This is a genomic window from Weissella sp. ESL1177, from assembly GCF_058107185.1.
On the sequence record NZ_CM176591.1, the window covers coordinates 1,626,939 to 1,643,186 of the forward strand.

At 38.2% G+C, this 16,248-nt stretch carries 16 protein-coding genes; 4 read left to right on the plus strand and 12 right to left on the minus strand.

Annotated elements, in window-relative coordinates:
• Positions 1-26: 26 nt before the first annotated feature.
• The 5 genes from AC3B5D_RS07965 to menB form a co-directional block, all read right to left on the minus strand.
• Positions 27-1,379, minus strand: a complete 1,353-nt coding sequence (locus tag AC3B5D_RS07965; RefSeq protein ID WP_489840555.1) for an APC family permease — start codon at positions 1,377-1,379, stop codon at positions 27-29.
• A gap of 141 nt (positions 1,380-1,520) precedes the next feature.
• Entirely contained in the window at positions 1,521-2,201 is a 681-nt protein-coding gene (locus tag AC3B5D_RS07970) for a YjjG family noncanonical pyrimidine nucleotidase (RefSeq protein WP_489840554.1), read from the minus strand.
• 150 nt (positions 2,202-2,351) lie between these two features.
• Positions 2,352-2,882: a GNAT family N-acetyltransferase gene (locus tag AC3B5D_RS07975; RefSeq protein ID WP_489840553.1), complete on the minus strand. Its 531-nt coding sequence runs from the start codon at positions 2,880-2,882 to the stop codon at positions 2,352-2,354.
• A 295-nt stretch (positions 2,883-3,177) separates the two neighbouring features.
• Complete coding sequence (locus AC3B5D_RS07980) at positions 3,178-4,629, minus strand: o-succinylbenzoate--CoA ligase (protein ID WP_489840552.1); 1,452 nt, start codon at positions 4,627-4,629, stop codon at positions 3,178-3,180.
• Between the two features lie 97 nt (positions 4,630-4,726).
• On the minus strand, positions 4,727-5,545 hold the full coding sequence (gene menB / locus AC3B5D_RS07985; protein WP_489840551.1) for a 1,4-dihydroxy-2-naphthoyl-CoA synthase: 819 nt from the start codon (positions 5,543-5,545) through the stop codon (positions 4,727-4,729).
• 135 nt (positions 5,546-5,680) lie between these two features.
• On the opposite strand from menB, the gene AC3B5D_RS07990 reads away from it, so the two are divergent.
• Positions 5,681-6,055, plus strand: coding sequence for a PaaI family thioesterase (locus AC3B5D_RS07990; RefSeq protein WP_489840550.1), 375 nt, complete (start codon positions 5,681-5,683; stop codon positions 6,053-6,055).
• Positions 6,056-6,145: 90 nt separating this feature from the next.
• Here the strand turns inward: AC3B5D_RS07990 and AC3B5D_RS07995 are convergent, their stop codons facing one another.
• From AC3B5D_RS07995 to AC3B5D_RS08005, 3 genes are all read right to left on the minus strand, one after another.
• On the minus strand, positions 6,146-6,466 hold the full coding sequence (locus AC3B5D_RS07995) for a YdbC family protein (protein ID WP_489840549.1): 321 nt from the start codon (positions 6,464-6,466) through the stop codon (positions 6,146-6,148).
• 23 nt (positions 6,467-6,489) lie between these two features.
• The gene (locus AC3B5D_RS08000; protein ID WP_489840548.1) at positions 6,490-7,479 is read right to left on the minus strand and encodes an asparaginase; all 990 of its coding nucleotides are present in this window, start codon (positions 7,477-7,479) and stop codon (positions 6,490-6,492) included.
• Between the two features lie 147 nt (positions 7,480-7,626).
• Entirely contained in the window at positions 7,627-9,036 is a 1,410-nt protein-coding gene (locus AC3B5D_RS08005) for an APC family permease (RefSeq protein ID WP_489840547.1), read from the minus strand.
• A 425-nt stretch (positions 9,037-9,461) separates the two neighbouring features.
• Between AC3B5D_RS08005 and AC3B5D_RS08010 the strand changes: the two genes are divergently transcribed.
• The gene (locus tag AC3B5D_RS08010; RefSeq protein WP_489840546.1) at positions 9,462-10,853 is read left to right on the plus strand and encodes an amino acid permease; all 1,392 of its coding nucleotides are present in this window, start codon (positions 9,462-9,464) and stop codon (positions 10,851-10,853) included.
• Positions 10,854-11,148: 295 nt separating this feature from the next.
• Here the strand turns inward: AC3B5D_RS08010 and AC3B5D_RS08015 are convergent, their stop codons facing one another.
• A complete protein-coding gene (locus AC3B5D_RS08015) occupies positions 11,149-11,595 on the minus strand; it encodes a transposase (protein ID WP_489840545.1) in 447 nt (148 codons plus the stop codon).
• A gap of 111 nt (positions 11,596-11,706) precedes the next feature.
• Positions 11,707-13,035, minus strand: a complete 1,329-nt coding sequence (locus AC3B5D_RS08020; protein WP_489840544.1) for an APC family permease — start codon at positions 13,033-13,035, stop codon at positions 11,707-11,709.
• 363 nt (positions 13,036-13,398) lie between these two features.
• Here AC3B5D_RS08020 and AC3B5D_RS08025 point away from each other — a divergent pair, with 363 nt between their 5' ends.
• Positions 13,399-14,313, plus strand: a complete 915-nt coding sequence (locus AC3B5D_RS08025; protein ID WP_489840543.1) for an NADP-dependent oxidoreductase — start codon at positions 13,399-13,401, stop codon at positions 14,311-14,313.
• 62 nt (positions 14,314-14,375) lie between these two features.
• A complete protein-coding gene (locus AC3B5D_RS08030; RefSeq protein WP_489840542.1) occupies positions 14,376-14,861 on the plus strand; it encodes a phosphatidylglycerophosphatase A family protein in 486 nt (161 codons plus the stop codon).
• Positions 14,862-15,006: 145 nt separating this feature from the next.
• Here AC3B5D_RS08030 and AC3B5D_RS08035 read toward each other — a convergent pair whose 3' ends face one another.
• Positions 15,007-15,711 carry an MIP/aquaporin family protein gene (locus tag AC3B5D_RS08035; protein ID WP_489840541.1) on the minus strand — a complete coding sequence of 235 codons (705 nt, stop codon included), beginning with the start codon at positions 15,709-15,711 and terminating at the stop codon, positions 15,007-15,009.
• Positions 15,712-15,829: 118 nt separating this feature from the next.
• Complete coding sequence (locus AC3B5D_RS08040; RefSeq protein WP_489840540.1) at positions 15,830-16,168, minus strand: hypothetical protein; 339 nt, start codon at positions 16,166-16,168, stop codon at positions 15,830-15,832.
• Positions 16,169-16,248 lie beyond the last annotated feature (80 nt).

The window sequence follows — 16,248 nt, forward strand, 5'->3', positions numbered from 1 at the left end:
ACATGATCTGTTATCGTGACAACCAATTACTTTCTACTTGAAAAATAACTGACCAATCCAATAACGATCCAAATTCCTAGAATGACATACTCATATGGCCAAACTAATGACACACCCGTGCCGGGAATGATAGTCGAAATCGCAATCAAAATGGCTATGACACCACCGAGTATTGGTAACCACAAATGTTTATTACGAAAACCACCCTTTAATTCAGGATACTTTTTACGAATCGCCCACAAATTAAAGGCATTGATTCCCCAAGCTAAGGCCGTTAAAAAGCCACCAATATCTAAGAAATAAGTTAACGCACCTTTACCCAGCCAACCTAATGCTAAGACTAAAATCAAAGTCACAATAATTGCACGACTTGGTGTGCCATACTTTGGATGAACTTTCGCAAAGTAACGAGGCAAAATATTTTGTTCGGCTAATGAATAAATCAAACGTGGTGCTGCTGAGAACAAAGCTAAGAAACTCGTTCCTAATCCTAAGAACGAAATAATAAAGGCCGCTGTTCCTAATAGTGGGAAGCCTTCTGCCTTAAAGGCATCAATCGTTCCCATTTCCATCTTTGCTGTACTTTGCCATGGATGTACCCAAGCTGAAGCTAACAACACAAGCAAGTAATAAGCCGCTGCAATGACAATCGCTATCACAACGATCTTACCAATTTTACGCGCCGGTGTTTTAACTTCTTCAGCCATCACCCCAATTGATTCCCAACCTGTTAGGAATGTCATTGCAGGTAAGATAAAGCGAAAAATTTCCGGTGTCTTGGCTTGACCATCGTAAAAGGCTGGCCAGAAATTACTTGGTTTACCGTGACTAAAACCAACAACAACTAAAACAATCCCAATTAATACTAACAGGATGAACAAAACAATTTGGACATTACTTGTTAGATTTGCACCTCGATAATTAATTGCAAAAATAAACAAAGTGATGAGTACCCCTAAAATTAGCTCGGTGTAATGTACCTTCACGCCAGCAAACGAATAGGTTGGCCCCGTGGCAATCTGTGGGATAATTTGCGATAGCAACATACTTGATGCTGTAACATAAAATGCTAATGCACTCAAATATGAACCAAGCAGTGCCCAACCTGCAAACAAACCACCCTTCTTACCAAATGCTTTATAACCATAAACAACTTCACCACCAGCTTTGGGATAAATTGTTGATAATTCAGCAAATGATAATGATACTAAAATCGCTAATACTGATGCGGCTAACAAACCAAAGATTTCACCACCAGCACCATACTGGTGAAAAAATTGACTGTTTGTATAAATCCAACTACTACCAATGACTCCACCAGCACCTAAAGAAATAATACCAAAGGTACTAATGCTTGGTTTCAGCCCATTCTGCGCCATAATAAACCTACCTTTCTCAATCCCATAATTTATCAGATGATTAACACATCGACTAAACACAACAATACATTTATTAAGACTTATTTTAGCAAATAATCCCACTAATAGGATAATCTTTAGAAAAAACCAAACATTATTTGCCTATAACAGAATTTGCCTAATTTGTTGGTAATTATTAACTGTATAAGTCGGTTGTACATTCAGTGTATTCGGCAGTGCCTGTGGATTGTACCAAATACTTTTAAGGCCTACCCGTGTGGCACATAAAATATCTGATTGTAAGCTATCCCCAATCATCATTGCATTATCACTGGTCAACTCGTCAAACTTCGCAAAAATCGGTGTAAAAAATGCTACGCTGGGTTTCGCATAGCCAATATCTTCCGAAATAAAACAATCAGTAAAATATTTGGCGAGACCCGATCCCACCAAACGATTAAGTTGCGTCTGTTTAACACCGTTGGTACCTACAAGCAACGTAAAATTATTTTTATACAAATCACTTAATAAGTGTTCAGCACCTGGTAACGTATAAAATTGATGATTTAATAATTCACGATATTGGCGTTCTGCTTGAACACCATCAACATCAATGCCAAATGTTGCAAACGTTTCTGTAAAACGATGATCAAATAATGGTTGCCGTTGTGCACCCGCCTCAATCTGCTGCCAAACATGTTGATTAATCGTTTGATATATTGTTACACCTTGCGTTAAATCTGTTACCCCGTAACGCTTTAATAGTTGTTGCACGCTGACAACTTCACTCTTTTGAAAATCTAACAATGTGTCATCCAAATCAAAAATAAGATATTTTATCATCGCTCCTCCGACAGGTTCTAACTGTCATTCGCTAACGTTGCTTATCGTCCGAACTTTAAAAACGACAACCTACCCATCCTTATGTTGGTAGATTGTCGTTTTTTCTACAAATTCTAACTGTTTAAACAATCAATTTGTTATTAATCATCCTTATTGATTGTTTGTGCGACGAACCACCGCATCCATTGATAATACTTGCATTGCCTGTAAATATTCAGTTGCCGTAATATCTGACGTCGTTGCTAACAAGTGAAAAGTGCCACCTGAATTTTCCGAAAGTAACTGCTTATCATGAAAACCATTGCGGGTATAGAATGCGTAACGCTTAACACGTTGCGTTTCATTTTCCGCTTGTGTCCCAGTCTCTTCGGCTTCTAAAATGATGCCATCAGAATAGCGCTTTTGTAATATCGCTAAAGCCCGACTACCATATCCTTTGCTTTGAATCGTTGCATCAATCGCAAAATACAAAATAAAAGCCTTATGAGTACCGATTTCGCATAGGTACAACACACCAACAACCTGATCATTATCAATAATGACTTGCATACGGGTGCCACTTTGTTGTTCAGACATAGCGACTAACTCTGGTATGGGACGTCGCTCATATTCTGGAAAAGCTTCAAAATAAATGCGTTCCCAGTCTGTTTGCGTTTTTGGCGTAACATCAATGATCTCCATTTCTAACACCTCATTCTTTAACGTAATTTCTAAACTCCTCACGATTATAACATGAATATAAGATAATAAAAAAAGCATCAAGTTCGTCACTTGATGCTCCCGATTATGCTGTTGATTACAATCCGCATAATCTATTTAGTAGTTACCTACTAAATTATACAGAACGTATCGCCCTTGTTTCCTTTTACAAGGGCGATACGTTTCGTTGATTGTGTATATCTGCCAAAACGTATCACCCCCTTTCCTAGATTACCAACCATTATAGTCGCTCAAATTGAAAATTCAAGGATTATGCTTATTGAATTTCTGTTGCACTCGTTACCAAATTACGTAACTTATGACGCTGTATCTTACCACTAGCCGTACGTGGCAAATTTTCTAACAAATAAAAATGAGCTGGTACTTTGTAATGTGCTAGCATTTGTCGACCGAATTCTCGTAAAGTTTGGCGGGATAATGATTCACCCTGAGTGAACGCAATGAATGCAATGGGTACAGCACCCCATTTTTCATCTGGCATACCAACCACACTAATTTGTTTAATTTCAGACAAATTTGCATAAACAGATTCAATTTCGTCAGGAAAAACATTTTCACCACCAGATGAAATCATGTCGCCTTCTCGACCATCAATATACAAAAAGCCCTCATCATCAAGCCAACCCATATCACCTGTATCAAACCAACCTGCTTCAAATGATTGTGCATATTTTTCTGGCTGGTTTAAATAGCCAACTGCCAATGTTGGTGATTTAATTTGAATACGACCATGTTGTTGCGCATCTTGATGGGCAATCCGAATTGAAACAGGAAATAGCGGTTTGCCAGCTGAACCAATTTTTGTTTGCGCACTGGCTGCATCGAAAGCAATAATTTGCGACGCCGTTTCTGTCATACCATACGATTGCACAACCTCAATACCTGCTGAAGTTGCTCGTTGGAGCGTTGCTAAATCTGTTGGTCCACCACCTAATAACATTGTTCGAAAATGTTGATGATAACGTTTATCAGCTGGTAAAGCAGCTAATAATTGTGTCAACATCACTGGCACAACTGAGATAGTCGTTACTTCACCATTTAATAGCAATTGATTAATAGCTTGCACATCAAATTTTTCAACTAACCGCACGCCCATACCATAAATTAGTGAACGCATCATAATAGACAGACCACTAATATGAAAAATTGGCACAACTGCTAACCAGATATCACCTGGCATCACACCTAAATTTAATGCTGAACCAATTGCCGAATAAAAATGATTTCCAAACGTTTGCATCACACCTTTCGGATGACCGGTCGTACCAGATGTATACATAATGGATGTTACTGCATTAAGATCAAAATCAGCAACTGGTGACACGATATTAGTTATTGGTGTAGCTAGTACTTCTGTAAACGACACTTGCTTACTGGCAGATAGCGTTAAATGAAAATCATCATCTTGAACGACCACACGAACACCAGCATCCTGCAATTGAAAATCAATTTCTCGTGCTGATAAACGTCGATTAATTAAAACCACTGTTTTCCCTAATTGTTGCACAGCTAAAATCATTAAATAACCAGTCAATTGATTTGGTGTAATAATAGCAACACGATCATCAGTTCTAACAATTGTCACTAATTGTGACGCTAGCCGTTGTACCTCTGTCGCTAACTGGCTAAACGTTAATGTGTCCTGTTGATATTGTATTGCCAACCGATTTGGCGACAAATTTGCTCGTTTTGTTAACCAATTTTCCAAAATAATCACTCTCTTATCTTTTCTTTTTAAACCTGATGTCGAATAAAAAGCTCGATAACAGACAATCGCTTGTTGCTTACCGAGTTTAACGAAATTTCTATGGGAATTTTGGATACTTTGTAAAGTCTGGTTGACGCTTCTCAAGAAAGGCATTCTTGCCTTCTTTTCCTTCATCAGTTGTGTAATACAACATGGTTGCATCGCCTGCAAATTGTTGCAAACCAGCTAAACCATCTGTATCTGCATTCATCGCAGCCTTAATGAAACGCAAAGCCGTCGGTGATTTTTGTAAAATAATATTTGCCCATTCAAGGGTTGCATCTTCGACTTCTGCTAATGGCACAACGCGATTAATCCAGTTCATTTCATAAGCTTCTTGTGCTGTGTAAAATTTATTTAAGAACCACACTTCTTTGGCACGCTTATGACCAATGACACGAGCAAGATATCCTGACCCGTATCCAGCATCAAATGAACCAACTTTAGGTCCAGTTTGACCAAACATGGCATTATCAGCAGCAATCGTTAAATCACAAACCAATTGTAAGATGTTCCCACCACCAACTGACCAACCCTTGACCATTGCAATAATTGGCTTTGGAATAATTCGCATCAAATGTTGTAAATCTAATACATTTAATCGGGCAATATGGTCATGTCCGACATAACCACCATTACCACGTACTGATTGATCACCACCTGATGAAAAGGCCTTGTCACCCTCACCAGTCAAAATAATCACACCAATCGAAGCGTCATCACGCGCAATTGAAAAGGCATCAATCATTTCTTGCACCATATCTGGCGTGAATGCATTGTGATGACGTGGATTATTCATTGTAATCTTAGCAATCGCATCAGCACGTTCAAAGAAAATCTCCGAGTATTCTTTCACTGTTGACCATTCTACTGTCATATTTGTTTGCCACTTCCTATTTTTTATATCTGTCTGATAAACACTACTAGTGCATTATAATCTTTTCTATTATTTTTTCCAAATTAATATTAAAATGATGGTTAATCAACGACTAATTTAAAATGAGGTATGATTATGGACGCATTAAAATTTTTAAATGTTGAAAATAAACTTGTTACTGCTCAGAAAGTCATCATTCAATTACCAATTACAGATCATATTAAGCAACCCTATGGTATGGTCCATGGTGGTATCAATGCTTTTCTTGCTGAAACTGCTGCTAGTTTAGGCGCCAATGCAAGTTTAACAAAACCAGATAAAATTCCTGTTGGTGTGGATATTCACACGCATCATTTAAACGCTGCAACCGATGGGACATTACTTGCAGTTGCAACGCCAATCAAATTAGGCCAGCGTATTCAAACATGGACAGTGGACACAATCATTGCAGAGACGCAACAACATACGTCAACATCAATTGTCACGATAATGATAGCGACAAAACATTAATCATTAACGGCAGTTGCGATATTATGCGAAATAAAAACCAGCAATCTACTTATTTTCATAACAAATTGCTAGTCTCAATACCATATTCTTTTACATCTCGTCTAGACGACCCCATTTTGGTCGTTCATCTGTTGATGCTGCAGGTGTGCCGTCATCATTACCCGTGACATCTGTTACAGGTGCATGTTCTGCGGCCAATACTTTTGTCAACACATCATATAATGCAACAATTTCATCATGTGATAAGGTCAATCCCTTACCCATCTTACTATTATCGGGTGACCATGAACGTAAATCAAACTTAGGCTGATTATCACCCCATTGTACAAAGTTTAACTGTAATTCCCAACCACTTTTACTCGTTGATAATGTGCCAAATTTTTCTAAAATATCATATGATAACTTTGCCATATCTGCCTCCTTATTCATTATCTTCAAACAAAACCAATATCATGCGCTGCTTGTGTCTGAATCATTTTTGTAATTTGTTGCGGATCGCGTGTTTGATCTAATACCCACATTAATTTTGCCACAACAGCTTCCGTATTCATATCACCAACTGTCACACCACCCGCATCAGCGACACGTTTACCAACCTCATAAAGATTGATATCTTGTCCTTCTTCTAAAATTTGCGTTGTGATGATTACTGGAATATTCGCTGCAATTAATTTTTCAATGCCTGGAATTAAATTACGACGTTGGAATGGTAACCCACCATTTCCAAAACTTTCAATAATTACGCCATGCGTAGGTGTAACCAGATAATCAAATATATCGACAGACAATCCTGGAAATGCTTTTAAGACAAAAATATTTGGATCTAATGATGTATGTGCTTTAAGTTGTGGTTCTTCAGGTTCTGGTTCATATAACGATACCATTTGACCTGCATTAACACTGGCTAAATAGGGATAATTAATACTTTCAAAAGCATCGTAGCTCTTAGTCTTTGTCTTTACTGCTCGTGTTCCCATCATCACTAAACCATTAAATACCAAGTACACACCCACCAAATGTGTTTGACTGGCAAACGTCACTGCATCATCTAAATTACGAATGGCATCTGACTGTGTTTCTCCGAGTGGTATCTGTGAACCAGTTAAAACAACTGGCTTTTTAAGCCCATACAGCAAATATGATAATGCGGCAGCTGTATAGCCCATTGTGTCCGTACCGTGTGTCACAATAAAACCATCAAACTCATCTTGGTGTTCTAAAATACGTCCAGCAATAATTAACCAATCCTCTGGCTGCATATTTGTCGAATCTTTTCCCATAATATTTTCAACGGACATGCGAACATCATCACGTGGCACAACATAAGTCATCAATTCATCAGCCGTCATGCCTGGCGCTAAGCCACGTGCCGTTTTCGTTGATGCAATCGTCCCACCTGTTGTTAAAACCAACAATTTTTTCATCGACTTTTCTCCCATCAATTTGAACGTTTATTATTTATTCATTATCGCACAATGCTTAACGAAAATCTTTTGGTGCAAAAAATAAAGCCACAAAAGGTACACCCCTAATGACTCTATCTCTTTCATTATTAACACGTCTAATACTTACTAACTATGTTGATTCCCGTACGCAAAATATATGATCATGCCAACAACAATCCATGTGACTGTCAATAGAATTGCTGCCATGTTCAGTGAACAAAGTAAACAAAATGCTGAAAGTGCTGCAATCATTGGCAACACTGGGTAAAATGGCATTTTATAACCATTATGGGCAATATCTGTTCGTTTACGCAGTTTTAAAACAGCTAATCCGGCAACGATGAATGCAATCAGAGTGCCTGCAGATACTAAATTTGCCAACATGCCGACTGGAAAAATCCCCCCTAATACAATAGCAACAATTGTGATGACATAGATTGCTGTTTTAGGTATGCCTTTGTAATTTAGTCTAGCAAATTGACGTGGCATTAAGCCATCTCGTCCAAATGAATAAACCAAACGTGACCCACCAATGAGTAGGGCCACTAATCCTGAAAACATGCCGACTAATGCCACAACCGATAATAAATTAGCCGTCAATAAATGACCAGACTCACGTAAAGCCCATGCAGCTGGTTCAGCATTATTTGCAAATTTTTCATAAGGATACATACCCGTCAATACTAATGACACAGCAACAAATAAGAGTGTCGCAATAATTAACGTGCCCACAATGGCTTGCGGCATGGTTTTCTGTGGATTCTTAACTTCTGCTGAACTTGCAGCAATCGTATCGAAACCAATATAAGCAAAGAAAATTTGGGTTGCACCAGCCATAATTCCTGTTAGTCCACCAAAATGTGTCCCTACTTGGTGTTGTGGAATAAATGGTACCCAATGATTGACTTGGACTGCTGTCGCACCCACCACAATAAAAACGATAATTACAATGATTTTACCAATGACCAACCAATTTTCAACGCGTGCAATTTGGCGCATACCACATGATGCAAAATAACCAACTGCCAGAATCGCTAATGCTCCTAGTAAGTCAAAGCCAGTACCTTGTTGCCAGTTAAAAGAGGCTTGAAAAAATTTGGGTAATGCCACTCCAAAACTTGATAAAAACCCTTGAAAGTAAGATGACCAAGCAGACGAAACAAGTGCTAATGCAATTAAATATTCTGCCAAAATAGCCCAACCTGCCAGCCAACCAATAAATTCACCAAAAATAACATTTGCCCATGAATAAATGGACCCGGCAAATGGCAAAGCGGAAGCCAGTTCTGCATAGGCTAACGCTGATAAGCCAGCAATTAATGCAGCCACAATAAACGAAATGGTCACTGCCGGTCCAGCATATTCTGCAGCCACAATACCAGGCATTGTAAATACCGCAGCACCAACCACTGTTCCTAATCCCATGGCGATCATTTCTCGTTTCCCTAATACCGGCTGTAACTGACTATCTTTATCAGCATAGTTGCTCGGATCTTCACGACGAATCATTTTTTGCCATAAACGCAATTTTGACATACAGCGTTCCTCAATTACTTATTTTTATTATCTTAACGAATCAAATCATTAAGACTGGTAAAAGTTTCTCATGTTATGTGCCATCACGCTGACTTATTATTACTAATTAATTAAGAAATACGTCATATAAATTAACATTTTTTAAATTACTACTTGTCATTCATGATTAATAATGATATTCTTCTAATTATTAATTAACACATAGAGGAAATTGTTATGTTACACCAACAAGTGAAAAACTTAATCTTGACGGATCACCTAACGACCACCACCTCAACCACCATTCTGGCTGGTTGGGTTATTTAATGTGTTGTTAATAGCTATTGATTATTAACAAACCGTCCAATCAGCTCGACACCCCTTTCGCGGTGCAGGTTGATTGGACGGTTTTTTGTGTACTTTTTAGTAAAAAAGGAGTCGAGCAGATGAAAAATAAACAGGTTGAAACTGAACGTGAACTAAAACGTTCACTAACAGGTGGGCAAATGCAGATGATTGCATTGGGTGGCACAATCGGTGTCGGTCTCTTCATGGGATCAACATCTACCATTCAATGGACAGGTCCTTCTGTATTACTTGCCTATGCTTTTGTGGGGATTATTTTATACTTAGTGATGCGTGCACTAGGGGAAATGATTTTTATTAATCCAACAACTGGTTCATTCGCTGATTATGCCTCTAATTATATTCATCCCCTAGCCGGCTATCTCACAAAATGGAGTAATGTTTTCCAATATATTGTCGTAGGAATTAGCGAGGTTATCGCCGTTAGCACTTATTTAAATTATTGGTGGCCTCACTTACCTGGTTGGGTATCAGGCGTTGTTGTCATTGCAACATTAACACTCGCTAATCTAACATCAGCTAAGGCTTATGGTACGATGGAATTTTATTTTGCAATGATCAAAGTCGTCACGATTATCATCATGATCGTCTTAGGATTAATGGTCATTTTCTTAGGCTTAGGTAATCATTGGCACGCCATTGGTTTTGCGAATCTATGGCAACACGGCGGTTTCTTCACTGGTGGTTTTAAAGGATTCATCTTTGCCATGTCAATTGTCGTTGGTTCATATCAAGGGATTGAAGTATTAGGTATCACAGCTGGTGAAGCTGAACATCCCAAGCATGCCATCGTCTCATCAATTCGTTCAATCGTTTGGCGAATCTTAATTTTCTATATTGGTGCTATTTTTGTTATTGTTACAATCTACCCATGGAATCAACTAGCTGCTGTTGGTTCACCATTCGTTGAAACATTTTCTAAAGTTGGTATTTCAGGCGCTGCTGGTATTATTAATTTCGTTGTTCTAACAGCTGCCATGTCAGGTGCAAACTCTGGTATTTATAGTTCAAGTCGTATGTTATTTAAGCTATCAAGAGATGGTGAAACGGCTAAGCCATTGTCATATTTATCATCTCATCAAGTGCCTTATGTTTCAATTCTAGCAATTTCAGGTGGTATCCTACTTGGCTTGATTTTAAATACGGTCCTTTCTGCTTATAGCAAATCAACGTCTAACTTATTCGTTTTGGTTTACAGCTCAAGTGTCTTGCCTGGTATGGTTCCTTGGTTTGTTATTCTATTTTCTGAATTAAGGTTCCGTGCTTCAAATAAAGACTTGATGGCTGAGCATCCATTTAAAATGCCACTTTATCCAATCGCAAACTATTTTGCACTAATTTCATTGATTGTCATTGTTATCTTCATGTTTATTAATCCAGATACGCGAATTTCTGTCAGCATTGGCGCTGGATTCTTAATTCTCTTATCAATCATTTTCTTCATACAACGAAAAAAGCATGCTGCGAACTAAGTGGGTGATTTTGGTTCGCAGTATAACGAAGAACTGGAAGCACCCAATTGTTGTTACAGTAAGGCTTCAGTCTTTTGGAACACGTTTAATGAGAGTGCGACAAAAGACGTTTTGAAGCTGATTGTAACGATAATTGGGTGATTTTGGTTCGTTGTGTAACGAAGAACCGGAAGCACCTAATTGTTGTTACAGTAAGGCTTCAGTCTTTTGGAACACGTTTAAAAGTCGTCAATCTATCCAAAATAGGTAAATTGACGACTTTTTTCATTTATTTTAATATAACTATTTTTCTAACTTAGTGTCGTTTTCCAATTTTAGACGTGACGCCTGCTGCAATCATCATATCTTCAATTTGATTGACCATCGCTAATACTTCAGCATCCCCGATACGTTGTCGTGCACGACTTAACGTGGAAGAACTAAATGGCCGTTGATAAACATAACCAGACAATCCCACAAAATATTGTAAATAAGGATTCTCTTTAATTTGTTCGAGCGTTTCCTCATCAGTTAATTCTAGTAATTGTTGAATCATGAGTGCCCCAAAAACCAAACGAAAGGGCAATGGCTTCGGACCACGATTACTTGTAAATACTAATGCATATTGTTTTTCTAAATCATGCCACGGAATTTTATCAGCACGCACGACCCATCGATTTTGACGATCAATAGGCAATCCTGATGGCTGATTAAAATCATCAAACGACATTTGTTCATAATTTGTCACATGATATTTTCCCATACTGACATTCTCCCTACTCATTTATACTTTTATATTTATTATCGCATATTTTTTCAGGAAACAACTAGTTTCTAATTTTAGTCAATCATAGTTAGTAAGCGTCGTATCTCTTTATTTATTACTTCGTTGATAATAGTAATAAACTGGTATGCCAAGCGCAACAAAAATAAACGATATCAATACCATCGAGAAACTAGCAATTAATGTATTGATCAAAACAAAGAGTGCTCCACCAATCGCAATGATTGGTACTACCGGATACAATGGTACCTTGAATAATAAGTCGTTGGGTTTCACACCTGCTTTTTTATCACGTAAGCGTAAAATGAAGACACCAAAAAATGTTGCTGCATAGAATAGCCAAATAACGAAAACGGCCATATCTGAGAGCCAATCAGCACCTGAAATAACAATCAAAACGGCTGCTAAACCAGCAGTTGTCCATAGTGCTGCGATGGGTGCTTTTGCTTGATTGACCTTCTTTAAATAATGTGGGAAAACACCTTCTTCTGCCATTGCATAAACCATTCGTGGAAAGGCTAACATCTTACCATTTAGTGTACCTGCCATTGAAACTAAAATACCAATAGCCAGTAATTTACCACCGATAACCCCAAAAGCTTGTCTAGCAACTGTATAAGGCACTTCATTATCTAAACTAACAATTTGATTAGCTGGGACAGCTTGGTAAATCCCGTAGGTAACACCCACATAAGCTAAAATAACAATCAACAAGCCACCAATAATCGCCCGAGGTAGATTACGTCGAGGATTTTTAATTTCACCACCCAAATTAGCTAACGTTGCCCAACCATCGTAAGCGAACAAAGTTGCTAAAATGGCAAGACCAAAATTACCTGACGTGGTTGTTGCCATATGATGGACTGTTTGTCCAAGCGCATCAGCTTTGCCAAAAAATATACCAAAAATAATCAGGGCAGCAATGGGGACAAGTTTAATCGTTGTCGTTGTGACCTGAAAAGCACCCGCAATACGATTATCAAATGAGTTCATAATCGTAATTAAAAATAAAGTCACAATACCAATCAACGGCACCCATTGTGTTGAAATATTAAAAAAATCTGCAAATAATTGCGCAAAATAAGCTGCCACTGAGGCAATAATAGCGGGTGCGTAGATAGCGACTTGTGTCCAACCAGTCAAAAAGCCAATAAATTCACCATATAATTTCTTCATGTAAATATAGATGCCACCAGTTTCAGGCAATCTTGAGCTAACTTCTGACAACGTTAGGCCTCCTGCTAACGTAATAATTCCTCCAACAGCCCAGGCTGCTAGTCCAGCCGTCGTACCACCAGCAGTTTCCAAAACCTGCCCTTGCTTAAAAAATATCCCCGACCCAATGACTGTACCAATTACGACTGATATCCCTGTCATAACACCCATCGAACGCCTTAAATCATCTTTTCCTGTTGTCATTTCTATTCTCCTTCAATAAAAAAAGCCATTCAACTTGGGTTTGCGATAATTTTTTAATCACCTCAAAACACTCAACTGTTTAGGTACACAGTTGAGTCAGAGGACGTTATCATCATATTAATTTGTAACTGATTTAAATTAGTCATAATAATGTCCTCCGTTGTTTGGTATTAATTCAATATACTTAAATTATCATATGTCTTATTGTTTGGCAACCATTTTTTAATTTATTTTTCATTTTATTTATTAAAAGACTATTTTTACGCCGTATTTTTGATAATCAGATATAACAATACTTTGCGTTAAAACTTTATCCCAAAATTACGTTAAAATATAGCTATAGACCCTTAAGGAGGTATTTTTATGAAAGCCATTCAACTAAATCATTATGGTGCTGTTGATGAATTAACAACAATTACAACAGAGATGCCAAAATTACTAAAGAAACAACTATTGGTTAAAAATCACGCTGTGGCAATTGATCCTTACGATGTCAAATTTATTGCTGGTCAAATGGGAACGACAGAGGAACTACCTCTCATTCCTGGTTCAAGCGTTGTTGGCGAAGTCATTGCGATTGGTTCGGAAGTGACTGACTTTCAAGTAGGTGATCGTATTGCAGCCACCCGTCATCAAAAAACTTATGCTGAATTTGTTCCTGTTGGTCAATCATCAGCCGCGAAAGTTCCTGCTGTGATCGATGACATCCATGCCGTTGCAGCTGTCATTGGTGCGGCAACTGGTTATCAGATGATCCATCGTGATTTAAATGTACAATCTGGTCAAAAAGTACTCATTCAAGGCGGTGCTGGTGCTGTTGGTTCAATTGCCATCCAGGCTGCACTAAATATTGGTGCACAAGTTTATGCCACTGCAAAACCTGCCGACTTTAATTATTTACAGTCTTTTGGCGATGTCACTCCTGTCGATTATCATACGAATTATGAAACACAATTAACTGATTTTGATGCTGTGTTAGACACGATTGGCGGACCAGTCTCTATACAATCAGCTAAAATTCTAAAAAATGGTGGCAAACTACGCAGTATTGTTGGATTGGATGAGACTGCCATTGATGCTTTCCCAATCGATGCTGCCAGTACTTATTCTGATGGTAAGCGTCCGAACCTTGAAGCATTATTTAGTGATATGGCTAACAACAAAATTAAATTACGAATCGGTCAAGTATTACCATTCACCTTATCTAATCTTCGCCAAGTTCACGAACAAGCACGTCAACATTCCTTCCAAGGAAAAACAGTACTAACTTTTGATTAATTTTAAAATCCGCGATCTTTTGATACAATAATCCCATTGTACAGAAGAGGGAGTATACGAAAATGTTATTTACTGAACGGGATTATTACAAAGATGTCATTAAAATGTTGCAAGATCGTGGTGTGCAATTATCTGATATTGCTGAACTAGTTGTCGCTGGTCAACATGATCATATACCAGATTTATCACTCGCCACTGCCATCGATTCTGTCCAACACGTTTTACACAAAACTGAAGTACAAGACGCAATTATGACTGGATTAGCCATTGATGATTTGGCCGAAGCCCACCAGTTACCCGATCCATTACAAGATCGCATTAGTCGGGACCATGCAACTTATGGTATTGATGAACAATTAGTCATGTCAATCTTAGGTGTCTACGGCACAATTTCATGGACTAATTTTGGCTATCTAGATCGCACAAAGCCCGGCATCGTTGGTAAATTAAACGATGAGCAACACAACGGTGGCCGCGTTAACACTTTCATCGATGATATCGTGGCAGCTATTGCGGCGGCAGCCGAAGCCAGAATCGCACATGATTAAAAAATGACAATCACCATACCGTTTCGATTTTTCTTTTAAAATACAGTTAAAGGCCGTGCATCTACCAGATTAAAAATGGTTAGATTCACGGCCTTTACTGTAAATAATAGGGTTAACTCCCTATTTATTTTAATTTTAATAAAATTTATTCTTCTGAACCAAGGCCATACTTAGCAACTAAGGCTGCCAATGCACCACCTACCAAAGGTCCGATGAAGTATGCCGCAACATGTGTTAATGCCGTTGCTGAGCCAAACATTGCAAAGAAGACAGCAGGTCCAAATGAACGTGCTGGGTTCAATGAAGCACCTGTTACAGAGATACCAACTGTAATCAAAGCTGCCAATGTCAAACCAATGATCATTGGTGCAGCAACAGATGAACTAGCAGCTTTCTTTGAAGTTACCATCAAAATAACAAGCACAAAGAAGAATGTTAGGATCATCTCAATAACCGTTGCTCCCATAAATGAAACTGGCGTTGTGTAATCAGTTTGACCAAAACCAACTTGCTTAATCATCGTTGATGTTGCGCCAACACCTTTCATGATTGCCCAAACAACAGCTGAACCAGCTAAACCACCAATTAATTGTGCGATAACATAGCCAACAAATTCTTTCCATGTGATACGACCATTCATGGCAGCTCCCAATGAAACAGCTGGGTTAAAGTGACCCCCTGAAATTGGTCCAAAGGCATAAGCACCACCGGCTAATGCAATACCAAAAGCCAACGCAACTGGTAATGGGCCAGTTTGTACACCAACTAGAACAACCGCTCCAGTACCAACAGCAACTAACATTAACGTTCCAAAGAACTCTGCTAGATATTTACGCATATTACTTTCCATATTCAATAATTGCTCCTTAATAAGATTGCTTCGTCTTTCAATAACGAAATAAATAAACTAACTCTAACTATATAACACTATTGCACTTAAATTCAGCTTTATTAACAAATTTTTAAACTTAACGACCAATAATGTCTAAAGCATCTTTATCTAAAGTAAACCATGTATTGGTTGCATTAAGCTCAAATTGCTTGATAAAATCGGGTCCATCTGGTTTTGGCGTCGCTGAACCGACTAATTCATTATCGATGCCATAAACTTGTAAGTCATGGAACGCTTCGTCCCAACGAATAGTATAATAGTTACCATCCATTTTTTCGTCGACTATCGACTGAAAGCCTAATTTCAATGCTTCTTTGATAACATCTTCTTCTGATACCGTAAAGCCACGGCCAGCCATTAAAGCGACTCGATCACGCACATCTTGCATATCCTCTGGAATTTTTTGTATATCCATCTCTTTACCCCCTTTACATTTTGCTTACTTAATATAAAAAAACATTGTACTAGAAACATTTTAACAGTCAGTTGCGATAT

Excerpts from the sequence above, each read along its gene's own strand:
- AC3B5D_RS08010 (WP_489840546.1), top strand. The coding sequence starts at position 9,462 with ATGAAAAATAAACAGGTTGAAACTGAACGTGAACTAAAACGTTCACTA.
- menB (WP_489840551.1), bottom strand. The coding sequence starts at position 5,545 with ATGACAGTAGAATGGTCAACAGTGAAAGAATACTCGGAGATTTTCTTT.
- AC3B5D_RS08015 (WP_489840545.1), bottom strand. The coding sequence starts at position 11,595 with ATGGGAAAATATCATGTGACAAATTATGAACAAATGTCGTTTGATGAT.
- AC3B5D_RS07965 (WP_489840555.1), bottom strand. The coding sequence starts at position 1,379 with ATGGCGCAGAATGGGCTGAAACCAAGCATTAGTACCTTTGGTATTATT.
- AC3B5D_RS08020 (WP_489840544.1), bottom strand. The coding sequence starts at position 13,035 with ATGACAACAGGAAAAGATGATTTAAGGCGTTCGATGGGTGTTATGACA.
- AC3B5D_RS07990 (WP_489840550.1), top strand. The coding sequence starts at position 5,681 with ATGGACGCATTAAAATTTTTAAATGTTGAAAATAAACTTGTTACTGCT.
- AC3B5D_RS08030 (WP_489840542.1), top strand. The coding sequence starts at position 14,376 with ATGTTATTTACTGAACGGGATTATTACAAAGATGTCATTAAAATGTTG.
- AC3B5D_RS08000 (WP_489840548.1), bottom strand. The coding sequence starts at position 7,479 with ATGAAAAAATTGTTGGTTTTAACAACAGGTGGGACGATTGCATCAACG.
- AC3B5D_RS08035 (WP_489840541.1), bottom strand. The coding sequence starts at position 15,711 with ATGGAAAGTAATATGCGTAAATATCTAGCAGAGTTCTTTGGAACGTTA.
- AC3B5D_RS08005 (WP_489840547.1), bottom strand. The coding sequence starts at position 9,036 with ATGTCAAAATTGCGTTTATGGCAAAAAATGATTCGTCGTGAAGATCCG.
- AC3B5D_RS08040 (WP_489840540.1), bottom strand. The coding sequence starts at position 16,168 with ATGGATATACAAAAAATTCCAGAGGATATGCAAGATGTGCGTGATCGA.
- AC3B5D_RS08025 (WP_489840543.1), top strand. The coding sequence starts at position 13,399 with ATGAAAGCCATTCAACTAAATCATTATGGTGCTGTTGATGAATTAACA.
- AC3B5D_RS07995 (WP_489840549.1), bottom strand. The coding sequence starts at position 6,466 with ATGGCAAAGTTATCATATGATATTTTAGAAAAATTTGGCACATTATCA.
- AC3B5D_RS07975 (WP_489840553.1), bottom strand. The coding sequence starts at position 2,882 with ATGGAGATCATTGATGTTACGCCAAAAACGCAAACAGACTGGGAACGC.
- AC3B5D_RS07970 (WP_489840554.1), bottom strand. The coding sequence starts at position 2,201 with ATGATAAAATATCTTATTTTTGATTTGGATGACACATTGTTAGATTTT.